A 24164-nucleotide genomic window follows, 5' to 3' on the forward strand; every position below is an offset into this window, starting at 1 on the left:
TATCTTCGGTCGTCCGCTACGGGCGCGGCGGGTGGCGTAGCGTCTGAAGCGGCTTTTGATGGCCTATCGGTGAGCGAAGGAGCGGAAATGGTGACTTCGGGTTTGTTCGGTTTCCTGACGCTGCTCGCCCTGATGTTCGCGTTGCTGTTCGCCGCCGTTGCCGCCGTACACGTCAAGCGGCTGGAGGGCCGGCCGCCTCCCCCGATCAGCGACGAAATCGGCAGCGCCAAAGCCGTTACGCGCAAAGTGCGCAAGCGCGAACCCATGTCACAAGAGGAGCTGGATTACGCAAGGCACCTCCTCGGCGCCCGTAGCTCGGTGTTGACGCTCTGCATCCCGGGCGCGTTGTTCTCGCTCGGCTGCTTCTACGTGTTCGGAAGCCTCTACCACTTGCATGGGGCGACGCCCTCCGAGCGGACGTTTCTCGGGCTGTTCCCGATCTTGGCGTCCATAAATCTCACGACTCAAATCATCCGCAGCGCAAGACTGAAACGGCGTCTGCAAAAGATCTCCTGAAGTCGCTGCCGTGAGCCACCGGAGCGTGCTCCCGCAGGTCGTTGCGGTCGCGTTCCGGCTGCAAGGTCGCTACTCTTGCACGATCATCTGTCCATTGGGTACATGACCGTCTACTATCTGCAGTTGGCCTAGGGGTGGGGCCGGGGGGAGAAGACGGTGGCCCGAGCGAGTTACGAGAGGTGATCGAATGAGCCCTCGTCCGGTGGGCAGGCGGGTCTTGGCGCGAATCTGGCTGCCGCTCGTTGCCGTCATCGCGCTCGTTGTCGGCGGGGTGGCCATGTACAAGGTGCACCAGTTCTCGGAGCCCCCGCCCGTCATCACCGTCAATCAGCCGGCGGCACCGCCGGAGTTCAGCATCAAGCGGCTCACATACGAATTGTTCGGTTCCGTCGGGGAAGGCGGGATGCTCGTCTGGGTGGATATAAACGGACATCCGCATCGGGTCGATCTCACGGCCTTGCCGTGGTCGCATACGGAGGCGACGACGCTAACCGTGGTGTCCGGCAGCCTCTCGGCGCAGGTGCATGGCGGTCAAGTCGGCTGCCGACTGCGGGTAAATGGCGTCATCCGCGCTGAACAGTCCGATACCAATCAGGATGCCCACGTCTATTGCCTGGTGAAATCCGCATGAGCGAGCCACGCGCGGAACATCGGACGAAGCGCCCGTTCGTCCCCAGAATGGTTCGCGCCCTTGCGATTCCGATCATCGCCTTCTGGGGCCTGCTCGCCGTGTCGACGAACACCTTCATGCCCCAGGTCGAGCGGGTCGCCGAGGAGCTCGCGGGCCCGCTGGTCCCGCACTACGCGCCGTCGCAGCGGGCGCTGCTGTCCATCGGTGCGAAATTCCGCGAGTCCAATTCGACCAGCTTGGCCATGATCGTGCTGGAGGCCAACCGGCCGCTGGGCGACGCGGATCACCAGTACTACGACGATTTGATGCGCCGGTTCAAGGGCGACCCCAAGCACGTGCAGTACGCCATGGATCTGTGGGGGAAGCCGATTACCGCGGCCGGCGCGCAGAGTCTCGACGGCAAGTGCGCCTACGTACTGTTGCGCCTCGCGGGCGACATCGGCCAGATGCAAGCGAATGAGTCCGTTGCCGCCGTTCGGGACATCGTCGCCAAGGACACGCCGCCGCCCGGGCTCAAGGTCTACGTCAGCGGCGCGGCCCCGCTCGCCTCGGACACGGTGGCGATTGCGAATTCGAGTCTGAACGACATCACGATCGTGACGATCTTCCTCATCATCGGAATGTTGTTGCTGGTGTACCGCTCCATCGTCACCCTGTTCGTGCCGCTGGCCGGGGTGCTGTTCGAGATGCTGGTCGCGAAGGGGGTTATCGCGACCCTCGGGCATCTCGGGTACATCGAACTTTCCTCGTTCGCCGTGAACATCGTCGTCGCGCTGACTCTGGGTGCCGGCACGGACTACGGCATCTTCCTGATGGGTCGCTATCACGAGGCGCGACACGACGGCGAGAGCCGGGAGGAAGCGTTCTACACCGCGTACAAGAGCGTCACGCCGGTCATCCTCGGCTCGGGACTGACAATCGCGGGGGCGTGTTACTGCCTGACGTTCGCGCGACTCAACTACTTCCACACCATGGGCCCGGCGGTCGCGATCAGCATGCTGTTCACCATCGCGGCGGCGCTGACGCTCGGCCCCGCCTTCCTGACGCTGGGCAGCCTGTTCGGGCTCTTCGACCCGAGGAGCAAGGCCAAGGCACACCTGTATCGGCGGATCGGAGCGAGCGTGGTCCGGTGGCCGGTGCCGATCTTGTTCGCCAGTGCCGCCGCGGTTCTGCTCGGGGCGATCTTCGTGCCGACGTACCGGCAGAACTACGACGACCGCCAGTACCAGCCCCACAACGCGCCCGCGAATTTGGGCTTCCAGGCGGCCGATCGACACTTCCCGAAGAGCAAGCTGTTCTCCGAGATGCTGATGATCGAGACCGATCACGACATGCGGAATTCGGGCGACTTCATCTCATTGGATCGCGCGGCCAAGGCGCTCGAGCGCCTTCCGGGCGTCGCGATGGTGCAAAGCATCACCAGGCCGATGGGTCGAGCTTTGGAACACGCCACGATTCCGTATCTGTTCACCACACAGGGCAGCGGGAGCGGCCAGCAGCTCCCGTTCAATCAGCAGCAGAACGCAAATACCAACCAGCAGGCGCAGATCACGCAGCACACCGTCGAGGTCACGCGCAAAGAGATCGACTATTTCCAGAACCTCTCAGACGAGCTGCACAAGACGGTTCTCACCGTCGAAGATCTGCAACGGGTCACTGACGAGATGAACCAGGAAATCTCAAACTTCGACGACTTCTTCCGACCGATCAAGAGCTACTTCTATTGGGAGCGGCACTGTTTCGATATCCCCATGTGCTGGGCGTTCAGGTCGTTGTTCGACACGCTCGACAACATCGACCATTTGGCGGCTGACATCAACCAAGCCAAGCTCTCCCTCGAGGAGATGGACAAGATCGTGCCGCAAATCATCGTGCAGCTGAAGCTGACGGCCGACGACTCGGAAGCCTTGGCCAACCTTCTGGTCAGCACCTACGGCCAGTCGGCTCTGCAGACCACCCAGACCAACCAGACATTTGACGACCAGATCAATGTCGGGCTCGACTTCGACCAGGCCCGCAGCGACGACTTCTTTTACATCCCGCACGAGGGCTTCGACAACGAGGACGTCAAGACCGGCATGCAGCTGCTGATGTCACCGGACGGCCAGGCCGCTCGAATCATCGTCACCCATGAGGGAGACGCCAACGGTCCGGAAGGCGTGCAGCACGTCGAACAGTTCCCCAACGCCATAACCGTTGCGCTCAAAGAGACTTCGCTGGCCGGCTCGAAGGTCTATATCGGCGGTTCCGGATCCACCAACAAGGACATCAAGCAATATGCCGCGTCCGATCTCCTCATCGTGGCGATCGCCGCCTTCGTGCTGATCTTCTTGATCATGCTGTTCCTCACGAAGAGTCTGATGGCGGCGATTGTCATCCCCGGCACGGTGGCCTTCTCCTATGCCGGGGCGTTCGGGCTTTCGATACTCGTCTGGCAGCACCTCATCGGACTGCCGCTGCACTGGTTGATTCTGCCGCTGACGTTCATCATCCTGGTGGCGGTGGGCTCGGACTACAACCTGCTGTTGATCCTTCGGGTCAAAGAGGAGCTGCATGCCGGAATCCACACCGGTCTGATCCGCGCCCTCGGCAGCACCGGTGGTGTAGTGACTTCTGCCGGTTTGGTTTTCGCGTTCACCATGCTGGCGATGCTGAGCAGCGATCTGCGCACCGTCGGCCAGGTCGGTTCGACCGTCTGCATCGGCCTGCTGCTCGACACGCTGATCGTGCGGTCGTTCGTCGTGCCCTGCATCCTGCGCATCCTCGGGCCGTGGTTCTGGTGGCCGACGCTGGTGCGGTCCCGTCCGCTGCCGGTTCGCGCGGCCACGCCGGCCACGTGAGCACCGTCAGCCTGCGCTAGCGCCACGACTGCTAAAAGTTGAGCCCCGAGAACATGACCCGGCCGGGATCGTACTTCTGCCGCACCGCGCCGAGCCGCGACAGGTTGGGCCCAAAGTAGCGCGACGCCGGCTGGTTCGCCTCGATGTAGTTCACGTAACCGCCCACCGAATACGGTTGCACCGCTTGGTGTGCCGTGGCGAGCCAGCTCGTCGCCGCCGCCGGGTCGCCCGTCTCGACGTACCACTGCACCAGCGAGGCCTGCCGGCGCCACGGGAAGGCCGTCGCACCCGGCGCCACGGTGGCGAGCGCGCCGTCGAGGGCGTGCATGATCGCCAGCATGCGGCCGGCGCCACGCGGAAACGCCTCGACCGCCGACGCGATCCCCTGGGCGGCGGCCGGGGTCATCGCCGTGAAGACGTCGGAGCCGCCGACGTATCCCAGCGGCGACGGGTTGAGGTTGCCGACGGCCAAGTAGCGCACCAGGTCCATGTAGTTGAACGTGTGGTTCTCGGTCCCGCTCGGTTGCACCCCAACGGCTTTGGTGATGGCGGCCGCGACGCTGTTTCCCGATCCGGCCGGGCAGGTCGCCATTATCCGGGGATGCGTACCGAACCCGTCGACGGTGTTGTCCGCCAGCGCCCACATGCTTTGGTCGGCGGTGCGCAGCCAGTTCTGCCAGCCGAGGAGGACCTGCGCGAACGCCTGCGGCGGGAAATTGAGGTTGACGACGTCGACCTCGCGGGTGGGGAACGTGGCGAAGGTCAGCGAGGTCGTCACCCCGAAGTTGCCGCCACCGCCGCCGCGCAGCGCCCAGAACAGATCGGGGTTGTTGGCGGCGGACGCGGTGACGGCCTGGCCGCCGGGCAGCACCACCGACGCCGCCGTCAGCTGGTCGCACAGCAGGCCCGCGTGCCGCGACTGGGCGCCCAATCCCCCGCCCAGCGCGTGCCCCGCGGCGCCGACCGACGGGCAGGTACCCGTCGGGATGCCCCGTCCGGCCGCGGCCAGCGCCTCGTGGATCGCGTACAGGCTGGTCGCGGGCGCCACGGTGACCTGCCCGGTGGACGCGTCGTAGTTGATCCCGCCGGGCAGCTGGCGCAGGTCGAACACCACGGCGCCGTTCGCGGTCGACGCGCCAATGTAGGAGTGCCCGCCGCTGCGGGGGGCGACCTTCAGGTTGTTGGCGGCGGCGAAGGCCATCGCCTTCTGCACGTCCGCCGCCGACGTCGGGGTGACGATCGCCGCCGGCGTGAACCCGTTGTAGTTGGTGTTGAAAACCTGCTTCGCGCCGGCGAATTGAGGATCTTGCGGCAGCACGACCCGCCCGCCGATGGCGGTGGTCAGGCCGTCCCAGCCGGAGGGGTTCGGGGCCGCGGTCGCCCGCACCGGGCCGAAGACCGCGCCGGCGGCCAACGCGCCGGCGGCCCCGCGCAGGAACGCGTGGCGGGAGATCTCACGCGCCATCGTCAGGGCTCCCGCGATTGCGTCATGCCCGCATTGTCATTCCCGGGGGCCGCGGGGCCGTGTGGCGTGCCGCGGGGCAACCGGACCGTGCCCCAACCGTTACCGGCCCGGGTCCGCCGGGCCTAGGCTGGTGTTTTGCACGCCTGCGCTTTTTCGAGAGGTAACGCCATGCCCGCACCGTCAGCTGAGGTCTTCGACCGCCTGCGTCAACTGGTCGCGATCAAGGACATCACCGCACGCGAGACCAAGACGATCGACGAGGTTTTCACCGGTAAACCGCTGACCACGATCCCCATCGGCACGGCCGCCGACGTCGAAGCCGCTTTCGCCGAGGCCCGCGCGGCGCAGATCGACTGGGCGAAGCGCCCGGTCGCCGAGCGGGTGGACGTCATCCGTCGCTACCGCGACCTGGTCATCGAGAACCGCCAGTTCCTGATGGATCTCCTGCAGGCCGAGGCGGGCAAGGCCCGCTGGGCGGCGCAGGAGGAAATCGTCGATCTGATGGCCAACGCCAACTACTACGTGAACGTGGCCGCCGACCTGTTGAAGCCGCGCAAGGTGCAGGCGCTGCTCCCGGCGGTCGGCAAGACGACCGTCATCTACCAGCCCAAGGGCGTCGTGGGGGTGATCTCGCCGTGGAACTACCCCATGACGCTCACCGCGTCCGACTCGGTGCCCGCGCTGGTGGCGGGCAACGCGGTGGTGCTCAAGCCCGACAGTCAGACGCCGTACTGCGCGCTGGCGTGCGCCGAGCTGTTGTACCAGGCCGGGCTGCCGCGGGCGCTGTACGCGATCGTGCCCGGGCCGGGCTCGGTGGTCGGCACCGCGATCATCGAGAACTGCGACTACTTGATGTTCACCGGCTCGACGGCCACCGGCAGGCAGCTCGCCGAGCACGCGGGCCGTCGGCTCATCGGCTTCTCGGCCGAGCTGGGCGGGAAGAACGCGATGATCGTCACGCGCGGGGCCAACCTGGACAAGGCCGCCAAGGCGGCCACCCGCGCGTGCTTCTCCAATGCGGGTCAGCTGTGCATCTCCATCGAGCGCATCTACGTCGAAAAGGACGTCGCCGACGAGTTCACCAACAAGTTCGGCGCCGCGGTGCGAAACATGAAGCTCGGCACCGCGTATGACTTCTCGGTCGACATGGGCAGTCTGATCTCGGCGAGCCAGCTCGACACCGTGACCGACCACGTGGACGACGCGAAAGCCAAGGGCGCCAAGGTGATTGCGGGCGGCAAGCCGCGACCCGACATCGGACCGCTATTCTACGAGCCGACGGTGCTGACCGACGTCACACCGGAGATGGAGTGTGCGGCCAACGAGACGTTCGGGCCGCTGGTTTCGATCTACCCCGTCGCCGACGTGGACGAGGCCGTCGAGAAGGCCAACGACACCGAGTACGGCCTGAACGCCAGCGTGTGGGCCGGGTCCACCGCGGAGGGCCAGGAGATCGCCGCCCGGCTGCGCTCGGGGACGGTGAACGTCGACGAGGGTTACGCGTTCGCGTGGGGCAGCCTCGGCGCCCCGATGGGCGGGATGGGCCAGTCCGGCGTTGGGCGCCGCCACGGTGCCGAGGGCCTGCTGAAGTACACCGAATCGCAGACGATCGCCGCGGCGCGGGTGTTCAATCTCGACCCGCCGCGCGGCATTCCGCCGACCCTCTGGCAGAAGTCGCTGGTGCCCGTCGTGCGCACAATGATGAAGCTTCCCGGGCGGAAGTGACGGGTCCGGCCTTCGGCGGCCTCTGACAGGCCATCGCGACACTTACACCACGCACACGACACGCCGAAACGAGTGTGCGTAGTTGCAGTCTCGGCGCGCAGGTCGTCATTGTCAGCGTCTACTACCGAGCGTAGTATCTAGGGCATCCCACCGTGCACAAGGAGGTGCAACGTGAGGTGGAGTTTCGCCCAGATCGGGCTGCTGATCATCTGTGTCCTGCACGTCATCCAGGCGGTGGTCGGGTTCGTCATGGAGCCCAGCTTCGCGACGGGCCCCAATGCGCCGACCGTCCAGCTGCTCGGCATGGACTACAACGGCTGGCACGCCGTCGCCGGCCTGGCCCTGTTCGGCCCGGGTCTGGTGTTCGCGCTGCGCAAGTCGTGGGCGGTGCTGTATCTGATCGCCGCGGCGATTGCCGGTGCGCTGCCGGGCATTTGGGCGTTCTTCTCGCATCAGGTTGCGTTCGTCTTCACCTTCCCCAACAACACCACCGACGCGGTGGTGCACCTGGTGACCGCCGCGGTGATGCTCGCGGTGGCGGCCATACAGATCCGGTTGGACGGTGGGTTGCGCAACTCGCTCGCCGATCTGCGAAAGGCGCGGTAGCGCCAAGGATTTGTTGAGGATCCGCCAAGCGGCGCGGCGGATGGTGAGTTCGTCCACTGGAAACGACTCACGAGGTTCCGCTATGACCCGCCACCGCATCTACGCCCTGATCGTCTTGACCGCCCTCGCTTTCTTCGGCGCTGCGTTCATGTCATCGCCCGCCGCGCAGGCCGCGGCCGTCGACCGCTTCGCCGTGATCGCCTACTCCCCCGTGACCGGCTGGACGGGCTGGGCCAACAACGCCAGCACCATGGAGGAGGCCACCCACATCGCGCTGGGCAACTGCCAGCGGCACGGCGCCGGCTGCACGGTCGCGTCATGGGCCCGAAACGGTTGCACCGCCTTGGCTCTCGGGCCCCGCGGTTGGGGCGCCGACTGGGGGTTGACCCCGGTAGCCGCTCAGCGGGGCGCGCTGGCCAAGGTCTCGTCCGGCAGCGTCGTCGAGGTTCACTGCACCGGGTAGCGGCGTTCCTCGTCGTCGATCCGTCGCCGCCAGTGTTCGTTGATGTGGTCGGACTGACGCTCGAGCGGAGGCTTGGGCACACCGGTCGCATGTGCGGGGTCGACGCCGAGGAATTGCAGCACGCGCGCGATCTCGTTGGGATAGTTCTCGTCGAGCTCTTCGTACTGGACCGTGAGAACTTCGGGACGCCGGGTGGTGAAGTAGTCGGTCCACGCCGCCTGTTCGGCGCCGAGGCTGCGTTCCATCTCGGTGATCTGCTCGCGCGTCGGCGCGACGGCGGCGAGGTCGACCGCGGGCCGCTGCGGCGTGGGCCTGCCCAGATATAGCCCCCAGGGACGTTCCGTCGTCGGCGGTCCCGGAGAACGGAACCACTCGCCCGTCGTCTCGGCGCGAAACAGCGAGATGGCCTGGGCGCGCCGATCGACGCGGACGATGTTCACGAAAACCGCTGTCGGAAAAAGCGTCTCGAGCACCGCGCCCGGATCTGCACGAAACCCTAGGGCCTGTGCCAGCGAGACGACGTCCCGCCAGTGGATCTTGAAGCCCCACAGGCCGTTCTGCGTCGCCGCGAACGCTCTGACCCTTGTCAGGTATTCGGTCCACGAGCAGTCCACCGGCAGCCCCAGGTCTTCTTTGTAGGCCGTGATGTGGTCTGCGGCGAAATACTCCTCGGGACGTCCGGCAACTCCCGTCGCAACGAGCCCGGCGGCCAAAAACGAACTACCCGAACGAGGGGTGGAGGCGATGACATAGCTCGCGTGTCGCATAGGCCTCCTCGGACGTGTCCATTGAAGCGTAGGCGCCCCGCGCAAACAGGCCTGTCCAACCGTCGTCGGGTGCGACCATAGGGGCGAGCGATCGTAACCGGCGAGGCGGTGGTCATGGCACAAGCACGGTTGCAGCCCGGTCAGGTCTTCGCCGGCTACACAATCGAAAGACTGCTCGGCGCCGGCGGAATGGGCGCGGTCTACCTCGCCCGCCACCCCAACCTGCCGAAACTGGTGGCCCTGAAGCTGCTCACCCGCGCCGTGACGGACGACGACGACGTGGGTGCCCGCTTCCTGCGCGAGGCGGACCACATTGCCCGCCTCGACCATCCGAATATCGTCGCGGTTTACGACCGGGGTGACCAGGACGGGCAGTTGTGGATCGCGATGCAGTACATCGATGGTTCCGACGCCGCGGCGGTGGTACGCGACGGTCCGATGCCGGCGGCGCGCGCCGTCCGGATCATCTCCGAGACCGCCAAGGCACTCGATTTCGCGCACGCCCGCGACGTGCTGCACCGGGACGTCAAGCCCGCTAACATCATGCTCACCCGACCCGCCGCCGGCGAGGCCGAACGAGTTCTGCTGGCCGACTTCGGCATTGCCAAAGCCCTCGATGACCGCACCGGACTCACCGCGACGGGCATGTTCCACGGCAGCCTGCAGTACGCGGCCCCCGAGCAACTCGACCCCGCGATCATCCTCGACGCGCGCGCCGACGAGTACGCCCTCGGCTGCACCCTGTACAGCCTGCTCACCGGATCTCCGCCCTTCCCCGGCCATACCCCCGAACAGTTGATGCACGGCCACCTGTACCTGCCTCCCCCGCGACCCAGCCAAACCCCCGGCATACCCGCGGAAATGGACGGGGTCATCGAACGCGCGCTTGCCAAAGACCGCACCCAGCGATACCCCACCTGCGCGGCACTGGCCTCCGCCGCACAACACGCCCTCGACTCCGCCGGATCGGACGCGACCGTCGTCGCGCAGAACGGCACGCTCTCGCCGGGGCAGCTTCCCACCCAATTGCGCCAGGCGCCCGAGCCGCGGGACACCCCCACGCACGGGGTCGCTGGCGCGCCGCCACCGACGACCCGGTCGAAGCGCAAGGGGTTGATCGCGCTGGCGGTGGTGCTGCTGATCGCCGGTGCGGGTGTCGGCGTGGTGCTGCTCCGAAATGGCATGTCGCCCACGGCAACCGCCGCCGAGCTGGTGCTCACCGGGGCCACCGACCCCGGGGCGAACGCGTTCATGCCCCCCGCGGGATCGCCGCCGCCGACCAACACGCAGCCGCCGCCCACACTCCAGCCGCAGGGCGGCGGTGCCCCGGTGGCCACCCAGCCACTGCCCGGCGACCGCGACGGCCTCTACGGCGGGACCCTCAACAACGCCGAGTGCGACCGCGAAAAGATGATCGCCTTTCTGGGCGGCCACCCTGCCCAGGCCGGCGCGTTCGTCGAGGCGCTCAATACCGACCCCACCCTGTATTGGAGTGGTGGACGTCCGTTGGCCCCCGCCGACATCCCTACCTACTTGCGCGAACTCACCCCCGTGCTGCTGCGGTTGGACACCCGGGTCACCAACCACGGATTCGACGGAACACACCCCACCACCCTGCAATCGGTCTTCCAAGCGGGCACCGCGGTGTTCGTCGACGCCCACGGGGTTCCCCGCGCCCGCTGTTACTGCGGCAACCCCCTGACCGCGCCGGCCGCTCTGTCAGGCGATCCGAAACCTGTCGGCACGGCCTGGGCTGGCTATAAGCCCACGGCGCTCGCCGCCGTCCAGCCCAGCAGCGTGACCATCACCGTCTTCGTCCTCATCGACGTCGTCACCGGGCAACCCTTCAATCGGCCGGCAGGAACCATTGGCGCCGACGACACCCCACGCAGCCAACCCCTCCCACCGCCCCAACCCGCGCCCAACCCGCCACCCGGACCGGCGAACCAGCTCGAGATTGACGGCACCTACGTGATGCACCGGCTGAGCGACAGCTGCCAGGGAACACTGAGCGACCGCACGATGACCGTGACTCATGAGGGCAGCGCACTGACCCTCCATCTTGACGCTGGGTTCGCTCTCACCGGCACCCTGAACGCCGATGGATCATTCCAGGCCAGCGGCGGGCCCGCCGGAAGAGGGGGCGGCACCATGCGGGGTGTCTTCGCCACCGAAGGCGGTCGCACCGTCATCCGCGACGTCACATATCAGACTTCTAAGTGCCTTAGCACCTTGGCGGGCACCAAGCAGTGAACGGCACCACCGGGTAGTACTAGCCGGCACCCTTGCCGTTGTCGACGCGATAGACGGCGCCATGGACGGCGGCCGCGGCGTCGCTGGCGAGGAACGCGATCACATTCGCGACGTCGAGGGGCTGCATCATGCCGCGCGGTGAGGCCGTGCGCAGGATCAGGTCGTAGTTGGGGTTCTCCGGCGCGCTGAAGTGTTCGATTTGCGGTGTGAGCATGCCGCCCGGGCATACGGCGTTGACGCGCAAGCGATCTGCGGTGTATTCGACCGCCAGCGCGCGGGTGAGTCCGATCAACCCGTGCTTGGCGGCGCAGTAGCCGGCCGAGTACGCCTGGCCCTCGACACCGGCAATCGAGCCGACGTTGACGATGTTGCCGCCTCGTTCGAGCAGATGGGGTAGCGCGGCCCGGCACAGGTAGAACGGTCCGTTGAGGTTGACCGCAAGATCTTGTGCCCAGTCGTCGTCGGTCATCGACTCGGTTCGGCGCATCTGGTGCTTGCCGGCGACGTTGACCAGGGCGTCGAGTCCGCCGAACTCTTGGACGCACTGCTCGACCGCGTCCCTGCAGGCCTGCGGCGAAGCGACGTCCACCGAGGCGTACGAACCGCGTTCCACGTCATTGAATACCGCGGCCAGGCGTTCGGTGTCGCGGCCGATGCCGAAAACCGTTGCGCCCTGCCGGGAAAACAGCCGGGCGGTTTCCGCGCCCAGGCCCGACGACGCGCCGGTGACCAACGCGACCTTGCCTTGCAGTGCTGACATATCGGCCCTTCTTGGTGCGGTGACGGGCTTCAAAGGCTACATCGCGCCCTCAGTACGAGACGATCCGCGCCATGCTGGCGCGCAGAAAATCAACGGGCCCAACGGTTCTCAGCCTCAGGATGCGACGCGCGGTGACCGCCACGAGCAGGCTGATCGCGAGCCTGCCCAGCGCCACCCGACTCGTGCGCTGCTTCCAGGTCGGCGGCCGCGAGCCGGCTCGCCGACCCAGGTAGTAGCCGAAGCATGTCGCGGTTGCGAGTGCGCACAGTAGCGCCAATACCGCCATGACGATCAGCGTCCTTCGTCGCAGTCGCGGGAAGGTCACGCGCGAGATACACCTCGGCCAATAAGTGCGGCTGCCCGATCAGAAGTCCGGCCGGATGCTGCCGTCGGCGTTGACCATGAGGTAGCGCTCGGTCTGACCGTTGGCGATGTAGAGCTCGATGCGCAGGGTCCCGTCTTGGGCGGATTGAATGCTGATGTACTTGGGGTAGCCGCCGTCTATATGGAGTGTTTGGGGCGCCGCGTGAAGTGCACCCATGACGGCCTGGACGTCGAATTTGCCAATGTCGCCAAGGGCCGTGTCCATCGGGATGGTGGTGGTGCTGAACGTGCTCCACCCGCCCTTGAACATGAATTCCACGGTTTTGTGCGCATTGATCGAGTCGGGGCGCGTGATGATGGCGTAATCGGGATAGACCGCCAGCTCGTAGCCCATCGTGTCCCCGAATTTCGTCCGAATTTCGGCAACTAAGCCCGACAGCCCGCCCAGGGTCATCAGTTGCGTGGGTGTCTGAGGCTGTGTCGATGATTGCGGCGATGCGACGGTTGGTGCCTCCGTTGGCGGCGGCGGCGCGACTACCACCGGGCTGGCGACGGCTGGCTGGGCGCCGTTATCGGGGGTTGCGTTATTCGTGTCGCCGTACAGACCCCAGGCGATGCCGACGCCCAGTACCCCGACTACCAAGAGCACGGCGATCTGTATCCCCCGGCGGCTGGCTAGCGATTTGAGGCTGGGGAATTGGGCTGGGGCGCGGCGGATCTGCAGGTCGGATACCAGCGACTGCAGCTCGCCGAGGGTGGTGGCGTTGGTCGCGGCGCTTACCCGCTGGCGGTGCTCCTCCATCGACAGCTGGCCGTCGCTCAGCGCCAGATCCAGCAGCTGGCAGGTGTCGACACGGTTGCTGTCGGTAGCCCGGGTGTTTGCGGTGGCCACGGGAAGATCCTAGAAGGTGGATCAGTTGGTGAGAGGTTTGATCGACCGGACGGTGCCGTCCGCGTTCAGCTCGATGTAGCCGCCGTCGCGGTCTCTAAACACGTAGATCGAAAGGGCGAGGCTGCCGTCCTTGGCGGATTCGATCATCAGGTAGGTGTTGTTGGCGCCGGGGACGTAGAGGGTCTGCGCAGCCCCGCGCATTACGTTCAGCACTTCCTGCACGTTGAACTTGCTCAAGTCACCCGCGGTCGAGGTGGACGGAATGGCGCTGGCACCCCATTGCGACCAGCCGCTCCTGGTGTAGTGGTAGGTCACCGCGTCGTGAGCGTCCTGGGGGTTGGGACGGTCGAGGTCCGCATGATCCGAGTAGACCACCAGCCGGTAGCCCATGGTGTCACCGATCTCTTTTCGCATTTGCGCCAACAGCCCCGTCAGCCCGTCGACGGTCTGCAGTTGCAGTGGTGGCGGTGGCGGCGGTGGCGGCGGCGTCGTCGGGGTGATCGCCGCGGTGCTGGTGGCGGTTGGAGGCGAGGCGGATGGCGACGGCGAAGTGTTGTTGCCGAGCAATTTCCAGCCGATACCGAGGCCCGCGAGCGCCAACACAGCAACGCCGGCTATCAGGATGCCCCGTCGACTGGTCGGCGTAGGGGGTTGGGCAGGGGCGGTCTGCATCTGGAGGTCTTCCACGAGCGACCCGAGTTCGCCGACGGTGGCGGCACGGCGCGCGGCGCTTACCCGCTGGCGGTATTCCTCCATCGAGAGCTGGCCGTCGCTCAGCGCCGCGTCCAGCACCCGTCCGGTCTCGTCGCGGTCACTGTCGGTAGCCCTGATGTATCCGGCGGACACGAGGGTGAGCGTAACCGAGGATGCACGAGGTCGACGCCGCCAAGACTGAGTGTGCCGATCAGGTCGATCCGTGCGTTGCTAGCGCTATCCTCCTCCGGGGTCGGACGAGTGCGAGGAGAGCCGATGCGCGGCAGACGGTTACTTCGACCGATCGCCATCGCCGGTGTAGCGGGCTTGGCGGCGTGTAGCCACCCGACGACAAACTCCACTACGGGCAACGGCGGCGCCTCGATCCCCGCCGGACCGCCGTCGATCACCAGCGAGCCGTTCGGTCAGGTGGATGGCAACCCGGTGACCCGCTACGCGCTCGCCAGCGGGCGCGGCATGCGTGTGCGAATCCTGAACTACGGCGGCATCATTCAGTCCATCGAGATCCCCGATCGCGCCCGAAACGTCGGTAATGTGGTGCTGGGCTTTCCGACCCTGGCCGGCTACGTGAACAACACGGGATCCGCCAAGACCTATTTCGGCGCCATCGTGGGCCGCTATGGCAACCGGATCGCCAAGGGCGCATTCACGTTGAACGGCAACGAGTATCACTTGCCCACCAACAACAACGGCAACAGCCTGCACGGCGGCACCTCGGGCTTCGATACAAAGGTGTGGCAGGCAAGTCAGCAGAACGGTAGCGACCGCGTAAGCCTCAAGCTCCAATATGTCAGCCCCGCAGGCGAAATGGGCTATCCCGGAACGCTGACGACCACCGTCACCTACACCGTCGACCAGAACAACGAACTGCGCATCGACTACCACGCGACCACCGACGCGCCGACCGTGATCAACCTGACCAATCACAGCTACTTCAACCTGGCAGGTGAGGACACGCTCGACGTCTACGACCAGAAGGTCACCATCAATGCCGACAGCTACCTTCCGACCGACCCCACGCAGATCCCGACCGGGCAGATCGCCCCGGTGAAGGGCACACCCTTCGACTTCACCTCGCCGACCGCGATCGGCGCGCGTATCACCACGAATGACCCGCAGTTGTTGCTCGCCCACGGTTACGACCACAACTGGGTGATCAACCGCGGCAACAACACCGGGCTGGTGCAGGCGGCCAGGGCCCAAGACCCGAAGTCGGGACGCACCCTGACGGTTTCCACCACCGAGCCCGGCGTGCAGTTCTACACGTCCAACTTCCTCGACGGGGCGTTCACGGGCACCAGCGGGCACAGCTACCGGCAGGGCGCCGGATTCACGATGGAGACCCAGCACTACCCCGATTCTCCGAATCACCCGAACTTCCCGAGCACCACGCTCGAGCCGGGCCAGAGCTACGATTCGACAACCGTCTTCGCCTTCGGCGCCGAGTGACTCGCCTGGCGAGTTTCAACGCGAAAGCTCCGCAAGGAACGCGGGTACCCGGCCGGCGCCAAAGTCATAGAACCGCGCCCAATGCGGCTCGATCGAGATCCGCACCATCTCCGGATACGTCGATCGCACGTTGCGTTCGAACTCGGCAAGCTGCGCTTCGTCCATCGACCTCCTCGCCGCGGCGAGGTACTCGTCGGTGACGCCGTCGACGGTTTGCAGTGTGGCAAGGCCACGGACCAACAGCGCCTTCGCCTCTTCGGGGGTGGAGCCGGTGTCGATCGTCAGCGCGACTTTCGGACGGGAGGCTAGCGCGCGGGCTTTCGGGGAGGTCGGTGCCGTCGAGATGACGATGCGTTCGCCGGTCCAGTAGAACCCGACGGGGATGACTCGCGGGAAGCCATCGTGGCCGTTGTAGGCGAGCCGGGCCATTGAACCGGAAAGCAATTTCTGGGCGTCGGGGTGGCCGAGCTCCCGAGCCAACTCCTGTTTGTCCATCACACCGGTATAGCTACCCGGTGCGGACGCAGGTGGATCGTCCGGGTGAGCTTCGACCGGTCGCGCCCCCTCAGAATGGCCCGCCGCAATTGTGCGATCCCGCTAGATTCCGGCGCGTTTCTTTGACACGTATCGTCGCTGGTTGACCGCTAGCCTCATCGGTAGCCGGAGGCAGGGGCGAATATGAATGCCGACATCAAGACCCGGGTGCATTGGCTGCTGGGATATGGACTGCCGCGTTGGACGCTGAAATTGCTCGCGCGCCGGGGCGATCCTTTTTCCCAGCTGTTAATCCAAAGCGGTCAGCCCGACGAAGTGAATCGCCGTATCGAGCAGATACGCCAACGGGGACGTATCTGCGCGGTGGTGGGCGGGTGGGTCACCGCCGACGCGCGGATTGTCCGCGACGTGCTGCGCGACGACAGGTTCCGGACCCCGAAACCATGGGACCGGTCGCCGTTTCCCGTCGTTCAGCGGATGTTCGCGAAAACCAACCCTGGCGTGCTGAATGGCGTGGAACCGCCGTCTTTGCTTGTTGCCGATCCACCCGAGCATGCGCGGTTGCGGCGCTTGGTGTCGCGGGCATTTACCCCTAGGGCGATTGAGGGACTTCGTCAGGGTATTCAGGAGATCGCCGACGCCCTGCTCGACGATCTCGAAGGCAGCAACCAATGCGATTTGATCGCCGCCTATGCCTCCCAGATCCCCATCGCCGTCATCGTCGAGATGCTGGGCATTTCGCGCGACGAGGCGCCCTACCTCCAAACATTCGCCGAGCCCGGCACCAAAATCCTTAACAGCACGTCCCCGTCCTGGCGCGAGTACCGGACCGCCGTCGCGGCGTTGCGCGAGTTCGAAAACTTCCTCGGCGCGCATATCGAGCGCCTACGTCGGGGCCGCGCCGAGGACAGCATCCTGTCCGCCGTCGTGCACGACGGCGACCTCACCGAGACCGAGGTGAGGATGTTCGCGGGGCTGCTGCTGGGCGCCGGGTTCATCACCACCACCCATGCGTTCGGCAACGCGGTGGTGGCGCTGGTCGGGCATTGCGATCAGCTCGCGCGGCTGCAGGAGCATCCGGAGGGCTGGCCGAACGCGGTCGAGGAGGTGCTGCGCTACGACTCCGTGGCGCATATCGCGGCCCGGGTGGCTACCGAAACCGTTGAGATCGACGGACATACCGTGCAGGAAGGCTCGACGATGTTCCTTCTGATTGGCGGGGCCAACCGCGATCCGGCCGTCTTCGAACGTCCCAACGAATTCGACACCGCCCGTGGCAACGCCCGCGAACACATCGGCTTCGGCAGCGGCATCCACAGCTGCCTCGGCGCGTCGCTCGCCCGCATGGAACTGCAGATCGGCCTGCAGGCGCTGTTCGAACGCTTCCCCCAGCTGGCCCTGGCCGGCGAGCCGATCCCGAACGACAGCACCCTGCTGCGCGGGATCAAGGAGTTGCCCGTCACCCTGAGGCCGGCGAGGGTTGACGTCAGCCGGTGAGGACAGATCCGCCCACTCTCGCCATTCGCTGATTATCGGCGAACTCGTCGACGACGAGATTTGAGTTAGCTGCCGTCGCGGCGTGACTTGATGATCTCAGGCGTTCGTCGAGCAGTTCCTCGCGTTCCTCGATGGAGCGGCGTTCCCCGCAGCATGTACCAGTGCGCGCGACGCGGCCCCACCCGCCGGCGTGCTCCACTGCGAAGCTCACAAGTGATGGAAAACCGCCGAGCAACACCTACGCCGAATTGGTCGGGATCAACGCGACAGCCAATCACCCCTAAGGCGGCGCTGGACACGTTCAAGGTCTGCCGCTGTGGCCGGTTTGTCACTGAACCACGCGATGGTCGCGCCAATATCGGCGATTTTCAACTCGCCGCGAGCCACCAGGTCTCTGGCCACTGCAGCTACCTCGTCCTCGGATAACCGACGCCGCAACAATGCCAGGAGCGCTCTGCAGTCGGTCTTGGGGATGCCGTGCGGGTAGCCGGCTCGAATGAACGCCACAAACCTCGCCGCCAAATCACTCAAGCTCACCTGACACCCCCGCGACAGCCGCTAAAGCTACGGATCAGCGCAGCTCATAGCCTAACCCAACAAGCCCGCACCTTCGCCAGCCTCGCGGAGATGTGAAGCGGCGGAAGTGCTGTCGCGGATCCAAGCTCCGCGCACGCGTGACATCGAGGCCACCGCTTCCCTCTGGTACGTAGGCGGGCCGTCGAATTGACTGCGTGGCCGAGATACGACTCGTCGAAGGCGGGCTTCGGGCTGACTCGCCGGCAGTTGTTGCACCCCCATTAGCATCAACGATATTCGCGTGTTCGATGTGTACAAGGACACCCCGACCGCGCGGCGCAACAAATGTCGTGTTCGGCGATCGCGCCGCCATTTGTGGATTACGAGCCTTCCGATGCGAGGAGGCCCGCAGACGAGTACCTATTCGTTCAGCCGCGCGATTCGGTCGATGTGGGCGAGGAAGTGCCGTAGTACTTCGTCGGGCGCCTCGATTTGTGGCCAGTGCCCGATGTCGTCGGCGAGCATCACCACGTCGGGGTCGGGGATCACCTCGGCGTAGCGGCGCGCCATGTGGGCACCGGAGTTGGGGTCGACGGGCCCGTCGATCAACCGCATCGGGATCGTGGTCTGGCGCATGGCGCGCACCCACCGGTTGCGATGCGTGTAGCGGTCGTTGATGAATCGGCCGACCTTGTGCAGCACCCGGCGCCCGTCGTTGTAGTCCAGGATCTGGTTGAACACGGTCATCATGTGCGGGGTCGGTTTGGTGTTGGGGCCGAACATCTCGCGCATTGTCGGCTCGAGCAGTCGTCGTGCCAGCGGGCTGCCCTGCACAGGGCTGAACAGGTCGCCCAGCGGGGTGCCCGACATCAATTTCTGGGCCGCCCGGGGCGTGTAGGCCTCGATGAACATGCCGCCGTTGAGCCAGGTGATCGAGTCGATGCGCCATTCGCCGTACGTCTGTTGGCCGAACTCGTGGCGGGCCAACAGTTCTTGGCCGACGGAATCGCCGATGTCGTGGGCCAGGATGTGCGCGTTGCTGATGTTCAGGTGGGCCAGCAGCGCTTCGTGCATGTCGGCGTGGTCGTGCACCGAGTATTGGTAGTTTGTCGGTTTGGCGGAAAATCCCATGCCCATCATGTCCGGCGCGACGACGGTGAACCGCTTCGTCAGCGTGGGCCAGATCGGCGCCCAGTCAAAGGAATTGAACGGGTACCCGTGGATCAGCAGCAGCGGAGGCCCGCTGCCCTCGACGCGGTAGAAGATGTCGAAGCCGAGGTAGTCGAAGTGCTTGCCCGAGTCCAGCCAGCGTTTCAGTTCAGCGTCCATGACAGTCATCATGCGCCGACCCGATTGGCTAGCCGTCATTGACCAGACTTCCTCGCTGCAGCGAGATACTCGTCGGTGACGCCGTCGACGATGGCTTAGCGGCGCCAGGCATATTCCCGGGCGCGCTAGCGTGTAGTGATGCGCTACCAAGTGACCGACGCCGACACCGCCGCACAGATCGGCAGCGGCGATGTGCCGGTGCTCGCGACTCCACGGCTCATCGCATGGCTGGAAGCGGCCACGGTGCAAGCCGCCGCGCCCTTCACCGGTCCTGGCCAGACAACCGTTGGCACCGCGGTGCGCATCGAGCACCGGCGCGCGACCCACGTAGGCGGCAGCGTCGAGGTCACCGCCGAGGCGCGATCACCGGGCGAGGGGCGACTCCTGACGTTCGAAGTGCAGGCGGTTGACGATTCGGGACAGCTTGTTGCTCGCGGCGAAATCGATCGCGTGATAGTCGACCGCGAAAAGTTCCTCCGCCGGTGAGCAAGTTGCGGCGCACCGTCGCGATCGCCAGTTTGCCTTCGTTATGAACTACTGGTCTCGGCGAGCGGTAATTCGCAGAGTTCTGATTTCGCCCCGGCGGAGGGGCGTCGCACGTAGACCCACCACGTCAGCCCCGACCCGATGAGGTAGCACAGCAAGAAAAAGCAGAACGCCGTCGTTTCCGAGCCTGTGGTCAGATAGGACTGTCTCAGTGCCAGATTGATCAAGACACCGCCGAGCGTGCCGACCGCGGCGACTATTCCGATCACGGCGCCGGACATCGCACGGGCCCAGTGGCGGCGTTCGGCCTCGGCGGCTTTGATGGAGTGGCTGCGCGATTCGAAAACCGCCGGGATCATCTTGTAAACGGCCCCGTTGCCGATCCCGCACAAGACAAAAAGTGCCATAAAACCGACGATGTAGCCGGTCATGGTGGTGACGCTCAAGGGACCGGAGCGATTGTCGGCGTGTGCGCTCACCACGATCAGCGCGCTGATGGCAGCGATCATGGCGAATAGGGCTCCCAGGGTGACGGTGCCTCCGCCGAGGCGGTCCGAGAGCCTGCCGCCGTATATCCGGGCCAGCGACGCGAGCAGCGGTCCGAGGAAGGCGACCCGGGCGGCGTGCAACGACGCCTGCAGCGCACCTTGCCCTGCGGCCATGTAGTTGATTTCCAGCACCTCGCCGAAGGCGAACGAAAATCCGATAAATGAGCCGTAGGTCGCGACGTAGAGTGCCGCCAGGATCCAGGTGTCGCGCCGTACCAGAGCCGCTCGCGTGGGTTTGTGTTCGGCGCGGGGCAATTCCATGTTGTCCAGGAAGCATGCCGACCCGAGCGCGGCCACTGACAACAGCACCAGATAGATCGCACATACCCAGTAGGGCTGCCGGTTGCCGGCGGTCGCGAGCACCACCAGACCTATGACCTGGATCATCGGTACCCCGATGTTCCCACCACCACCGGCGATCCCCAGCGCCGCGCCTTTGAGTCGCTGGGGGTAGAAGACGTTGACGTTGGCGACCGCCGCGGAGAAATTGCCGCCGCCCATACCGGTTAGCGCTGCACACACCAGATACATCCATAACGGCCGACCCGGATCGGCCAGCAGCAGAATCGTGCCGACTGTCGGGATCAACAGCACCAGCGAAGAGAACACCATCCAGTTGCGGCCGCCGAACTTGGCCACCGCCGCCGCGTACGGGATGCGCAGGCAGCCTCCGACGAGGGTTGCGGTGGCGCCCAGCAGAAGCTTGTCGGCCGGCGAAAGGCCGTACACAGATCTGGGCATGAACAACACCATCACCGACCAGATCGACCAGACCGAGTAGCCGACGTGCATCGCGAACACAGACCAGATCAGGTTCCGCCGAGCGATCTTCTTATTGCCGGCCTCCCAAGCCGCGAGGTCCTCGGGATCCCAATTCGAAATGCGTTGCGCCCGACTCATCGACGATCCCCCAAAATTCCGTGACCAAGAGCGGCTCCCGACGACGCTAAGCACGAAAGCTCCGAGGTGACCTACGAGTAGCTGTGAGTTGACAACGAATTCAGCGCATAGGCCGCGGCAACTCTGCTGAAATCGCAATCGATACAAGGCAATTGTTGCTCGATAAGCCAAAGTTGTTAATCATCAACGCCTTACAGGTGAGTAGAAGGCCCACGCACGTCATTTCATACCATCAGTCGACGGTGAGGAAGTTGTGAGACGGTTGCGACTAAACCAATCCGATCGAGTCGTTCACCACCGCGCGGTTGCGGCGCCAAGGTCACCAATGGGTTGCCTGGTACAACCAGGAACGCCAGCGCGAAGCCGTCGGCTACCTTTCACCCGACGAGTTCGAGGCGGCGGTCGCCTGCGCCTCACAACCAGCGAGCCAGCGAGCCCTGGCCCTCGCAGCCAAAACCTGGGGTAGTTCACCGCCGCTCCGGACGGACGATCCTTCTCACACGATCGGTAATACCGTCGCACGGGTGGGATTGATACGAATGCGGGGAGCGCCGACGTGTGGTGCGCGATTGCTGCATCGGGTCGCCGCCGCTGCCGTTGTCGCGGGCTCGGCGGCATATAGAAACACCACGACGAGTTCGCCCATGAATAGTGGCAATACATCGGTACCTACGGGGCCGCCGTCAATCACCAACGAGCTCTTCCCGCAGGCCAATCCGGCGGTGACGATACAGACCCTCGGGGCGCTGCAAAGTAGGGCACCCCTCGCGTTCGCCGGTTGGCCAAGGCGATCTTCCGCTGACATACCGACGCTTATACGTGGAACAAGTCGCCTCGCTCGGAGTTTCGTACCACCTAAAGTCCATTGCCGTCCGCGCCCATCCAGAGGGGTGAACGTCTGGGGGCATACGGGGCAGATGTTGTGACGGTGGACCTGTCACCGATCGGCGTCACGGGTAGTCATCGCCAAGCAACGCGTGAATCGCCGGGAACGCGGGCTATTGGGCGGTGTCTGCATACCCAACGGTTGCTGCGCGAATTTCACCTCCCGAAATGACGTAGTAAGGCCATTCGCGTCCGAGAATTCGAAAATCGCCGGCTTTACTCCGGCTTTGCAGCGGACATTGAGAATGCGAGTCAAGAACGATCCAATCTAACTCGGAGTCATCATTCAATCCGTGAGCCTTTACTGCACCCATGACAGCCCCTCCATCCTTCAGTTCGACCGTGATAATGGCGGCCTTTGAGTTTTTGTGACGGGCCCTTCCGACTAGAACTTCGAACCAAACTGAATCACGCGTGACTAAGGGGGCAGGGCGTTTCTTCTGAAGCACCCAGTCCCAGGCGAAAGCCAACCCAACGGCGGCCGCGACACTTAGCACAATCATTAAGACGATGGCCGCCAGGTGCGCGGCAGCATATTTTGCCGGCTGTTCTGCTAGCTGCTCGAGATCGGGAAAACCTGGAAAATGATGTCCCTGCAACGCAAATAGTCCCAACATAGCGGGCATGGAGAAAGCCACACTTGAGACAACGATAATGCTTGTCTCCATTAGCGTGCTATAACTACGCGGGGGATGACGCCGCTCTCGTAGCATTTGAAAAACAAAGCCGGCCGTCACAAAGCAAAAAACAATATGAACGCGAGGAGAGTCGTCGGCAAACCAGGCCGTCCTTATTACAAGTCGAGACTATTTCGAAAAGCTAATCGCCTTCCGTCTTCGTAGCTTCAGGCGCTGTCGGATCGGTCAACCGCGGTGGCGGAGAGAACGGGCCTGTCGTAGGAGGCGGCACAGTTGTGCTTACCTCGATGTACCCTTTTTGGTTGGCGTCGGGCAACGTCGGAACGTCAAATGGGCTGGGTGACGGCCGGTTCTCGACCGGTGGTTCCGCTTGCGCACTCGGTCCGTCAGACATGTTTCCTCCTTTGCCGTGCTGACCCTCGAAACGCTACGCCGAATCGGAATGGCAGAAAAGCAACGCCTGCCTGAATTTTGATTGATCACCAACCTCGTTGTCCGCGCCCAGATGGGCGCGGCGTCAATGCGGAAACTCACCAGAAAACAGGCTGAAGGTGTAAACCATGTCTCGGGACACCTGTCAACGATGTCCCGAGACATGACAATTGTCGGGCTGACAGGATTTGAACCTGCGACCACTTGACCCCCAGTCCGGCTTGCGGGCTCCGGGGTGTCCCGATCCATCTCTGGAATCTCGTTGAGCTCGGAAAATGTTCCCCGGTCGTCCGGAGAAGCGTCAGCGTGTTTTGCACGTCTTGTGACAACTTCGTGACAACTCCGTGGACAAAGAGCAGCGGCGCTGCGCGGGACGCAGTGCCGCCACCTTCGTCAATGACCTCGAGCATCGGCACTTCCTCCCGCGCACATCAGTCGCCACAACACAGATGCGCCGCGGGCAGCGGCCGGTTGACCTTAAACACATGTCTCGGCATTCGACCCCCGAAGAGCGCTTACTCGAAAACGTTTGCACTCAAAACGCATTGCGGAGTTGTACCCACGTCAGAGGCTGCCTTCGCGCGTGATCTGAGCATAGACGCGGTGAGACTGATCGCTGGGTGCCATGGGCGCGATGAATCGTAGTCGGAATTCCGTTCGGCGCATTGACCATCATGTTGTTGGCGCAGGCAACGATCTGATGTGTTCGGGATCCTGGTCGAGCACACCGAGCCTGGATGCTCCACCTGGTGAACCGATTTCGGCGAAGAAGTCCGCGTTGAGTTGAATGTAATGGTCGAGTTCGTCGGGCACGTTCTCGTCGAAGTAGATCGCGTCCACCGGGCACACCGGCTCGCACGCGGCACAATCGACACATTCGTCGGGGTTGATGAATAGCATGCGTGCGCCTTCGTAGATGCAGTCGACGGGACACTCGTCAATGCACGCTTTGTCTTTGATGTCAACGCAGGGTTCGGTGATGACGTACGTCATGTGCGGCCCCCTCTCAATCCTTGCTGCCGCGGCAAGAGGA

22 protein-coding genes are annotated in these 24164 nt (G+C 64.6%); 10 read left to right on the plus strand and 12 right to left on the minus strand.

Annotated features, from left to right (window positions below; all coding sequences use genetic code 11):
- The first annotated feature begins 87 nt into the window (after nt 1–87).
- From N415_RS22210 to N415_RS22220, 3 genes are all read left to right on the plus strand, one after another.
- Nucleotides 88–516, plus strand: a complete 429-nt coding sequence (locus N415_RS22210; protein WP_193376492.1) for a hypothetical protein — start codon at nt 88–90, stop codon at nt 514–516.
- Nucleotides 517–703: 187 nt separating this feature from the next.
- Entirely contained in the window at nt 704–1147 is a 444-nt protein-coding gene (locus tag N415_RS22215; protein WP_068186782.1) for an MmpS family transport accessory protein, read from the plus strand.
- The gene (locus N415_RS22220; protein WP_068186784.1) at nt 1144–3987 is read left to right on the plus strand and encodes an RND family transporter; all 2844 of its coding nucleotides are present in this window, start codon (nt 1144–1146) and stop codon (nt 3985–3987) included. Before N415_RS22215 ends, N415_RS22220 begins: the two co-directional genes overlap by 4 nt.
- Nucleotides 3988–4018: 31 nt before the next feature.
- Here N415_RS22220 and N415_RS22225 read toward each other — a convergent pair whose 3' ends face one another.
- Nucleotides 4019–5452 (minus strand): FAD-binding oxidoreductase, encoded by a 1434-nt coding sequence (locus N415_RS22225; protein ID WP_068186786.1) that lies wholly within the window; start codon nt 5450–5452, stop codon nt 4019–4021.
- Between the two features lie 168 nt (nt 5453–5620).
- Here N415_RS22225 and N415_RS22230 point away from each other — a divergent pair, with 168 nt between their 5' ends.
- The 3 genes from N415_RS22230 (at nt 5621) to N415_RS22240 (ending at nt 8246) form a co-directional block, all read left to right on the plus strand.
- Nucleotides 5621–7177: a succinic semialdehyde dehydrogenase gene (locus N415_RS22230; RefSeq protein WP_068186788.1), complete on the plus strand. Its 1557-nt coding sequence runs from the start codon at nt 5621–5623 to the stop codon at nt 7175–7177.
- A 171-nt stretch (nt 7178–7348) separates the two neighbouring features.
- Nucleotides 7349–7783 (plus strand): DUF4383 domain-containing protein, encoded by a 435-nt coding sequence (locus N415_RS22235; protein ID WP_068186789.1) that lies wholly within the window; start codon nt 7349–7351, stop codon nt 7781–7783.
- 82 nt (nt 7784–7865) lie between these two features.
- Nucleotides 7866–8246: a DUF4189 domain-containing protein gene (locus tag N415_RS22240; RefSeq protein WP_068186792.1), complete on the plus strand. Its 381-nt coding sequence runs from the start codon at nt 7866–7868 to the stop codon at nt 8244–8246.
- Here the strand turns inward: N415_RS22240 and N415_RS22245 are convergent.
- Nucleotides 8231–9013, minus strand: coding sequence for a Stf0 family sulfotransferase (locus N415_RS22245; protein ID WP_081665420.1), 783 nt, complete (start codon nt 9011–9013; stop codon nt 8231–8233). The two genes, N415_RS22240 and N415_RS22245, sit on opposite strands and share 16 nt — an antisense overlap.
- 114 nt (nt 9014–9127) lie before the next feature.
- On the opposite strand from N415_RS22245, the gene N415_RS22250 reads away from it, so the two are divergent.
- On the plus strand, nt 9128–11266 hold the full coding sequence (locus N415_RS22250; RefSeq protein WP_152531523.1) for a serine/threonine-protein kinase: 2139 nt from the start codon (nt 9128–9130) through the stop codon (nt 11264–11266).
- Between the two features lie 19 nt (nt 11267–11285).
- Here N415_RS22250 and N415_RS22255 read toward each other — a convergent pair whose 3' ends face one another.
- The 4 genes from N415_RS22255 to N415_RS22270 all read right to left on the minus strand — a co-directional run bounded on the left by N415_RS22255 (nt 11286) and on the right by N415_RS22270 (nt 14088).
- On the minus strand, nt 11286–12026 hold the full coding sequence (locus N415_RS22255; protein ID WP_068186798.1) for an SDR family oxidoreductase: 741 nt from the start codon (nt 12024–12026) through the stop codon (nt 11286–11288).
- 49 nt (nt 12027–12075) lie between these two features.
- A complete protein-coding gene (locus tag N415_RS22260) occupies nt 12076–12312 on the minus strand; it encodes a hypothetical protein (protein WP_068186866.1) in 237 nt (78 codons plus the stop codon).
- 78 nt (nt 12313–12390) lie between these two features.
- Nucleotides 12391–13242, minus strand: a complete 852-nt coding sequence (locus N415_RS22265; protein ID WP_068186800.1) for a DUF1707 domain-containing protein — start codon at nt 13240–13242, stop codon at nt 12391–12393.
- A 21-nt stretch (nt 13243–13263) separates the two neighbouring features.
- Complete coding sequence (locus tag N415_RS22270) at nt 13264–14088, minus strand: DUF1707 domain-containing protein (RefSeq protein ID WP_068186802.1); 825 nt, start codon at nt 14086–14088, stop codon at nt 13264–13266.
- A 123-nt stretch (nt 14089–14211) separates the two neighbouring features.
- Here N415_RS22270 and N415_RS22275 point away from each other — a divergent pair, with 123 nt between their 5' ends.
- Nucleotides 14212–15405 (plus strand): aldose epimerase family protein, encoded by a 1194-nt coding sequence (locus N415_RS22275; RefSeq protein ID WP_068186804.1) that lies wholly within the window; start codon nt 14212–14214, stop codon nt 15403–15405.
- A 15-nt stretch (nt 15406–15420) separates the two neighbouring features.
- Here N415_RS22275 and N415_RS22280 read toward each other — a convergent pair whose 3' ends face one another.
- Entirely contained in the window at nt 15421–15900 is a 480-nt protein-coding gene (locus tag N415_RS22280; protein ID WP_068186806.1) for a pyridoxamine 5'-phosphate oxidase family protein, read from the minus strand.
- 183 nt (nt 15901–16083) lie between these two features.
- Between N415_RS22280 and N415_RS22285 the strand changes: the two genes are divergently transcribed.
- Nucleotides 16084–17397 (plus strand): cytochrome P450, encoded by a 1314-nt coding sequence (locus N415_RS22285; protein ID WP_068186808.1) that lies wholly within the window; start codon nt 16084–16086, stop codon nt 17395–17397.
- 258 nt (nt 17398–17655) lie between these two features.
- Here the strand turns inward: N415_RS22285 and N415_RS22290 are convergent, their stop codons facing one another.
- Both N415_RS22290 and N415_RS22295 read right to left on the minus strand, forming a co-directional pair.
- Nucleotides 17656–17928 carry a DUF3349 domain-containing protein gene (locus N415_RS22290; RefSeq protein WP_068134702.1) on the minus strand — a complete coding sequence of 91 codons (273 nt, stop codon included), beginning with the start codon at nt 17926–17928 and terminating at the stop codon, nt 17656–17658.
- A 405-nt stretch (nt 17929–18333) separates the two neighbouring features.
- Complete coding sequence (locus N415_RS22295) at nt 18334–19242, minus strand: alpha/beta hydrolase (protein ID WP_068186810.1); 909 nt, start codon at nt 19240–19242, stop codon at nt 18334–18336.
- 150 nt (nt 19243–19392) lie between these two features.
- Between N415_RS22295 and N415_RS22300 the strand changes: the two genes are divergently transcribed.
- Complete coding sequence (locus N415_RS22300; protein ID WP_343203463.1) at nt 19393–19728, plus strand: hotdog domain-containing protein; 336 nt, start codon at nt 19393–19395, stop codon at nt 19726–19728.
- A gap of 41 nt (nt 19729–19769) precedes the next feature.
- On the opposite strand, the gene N415_RS22305 is transcribed toward N415_RS22300, so the two are convergent.
- The 3 genes from N415_RS22305 to fdxA form a co-directional block, all read right to left on the minus strand.
- On the minus strand, nt 19770–21176 hold the full coding sequence (locus N415_RS22305; RefSeq protein ID WP_068186812.1) for a nitrate/nitrite transporter: 1407 nt from the start codon (nt 21174–21176) through the stop codon (nt 19770–19772).
- Between the two features lie 998 nt (nt 21177–22174).
- Entirely contained in the window at nt 22175–22855 is a 681-nt protein-coding gene (locus N415_RS31635) for a DUF6338 family protein (RefSeq protein WP_343203464.1), read from the minus strand.
- A 948-nt stretch (nt 22856–23803) separates the two neighbouring features.
- Entirely contained in the window at nt 23804–24124 is a 321-nt protein-coding gene (gene fdxA, locus N415_RS22310) for a ferredoxin (protein WP_068186814.1), read from the minus strand.
- Nucleotides 24125–24164 lie beyond the last annotated feature (40 nt).

Origin of the sequence: Mycobacterium sp. UM_CSW (genome assembly GCF_000455205.1) — a bacterium.
In the GTDB taxonomy this organism is placed as follows: domain Bacteria; phylum Actinomycetota; class Actinomycetes; order Mycobacteriales; family Mycobacteriaceae; genus Mycobacterium.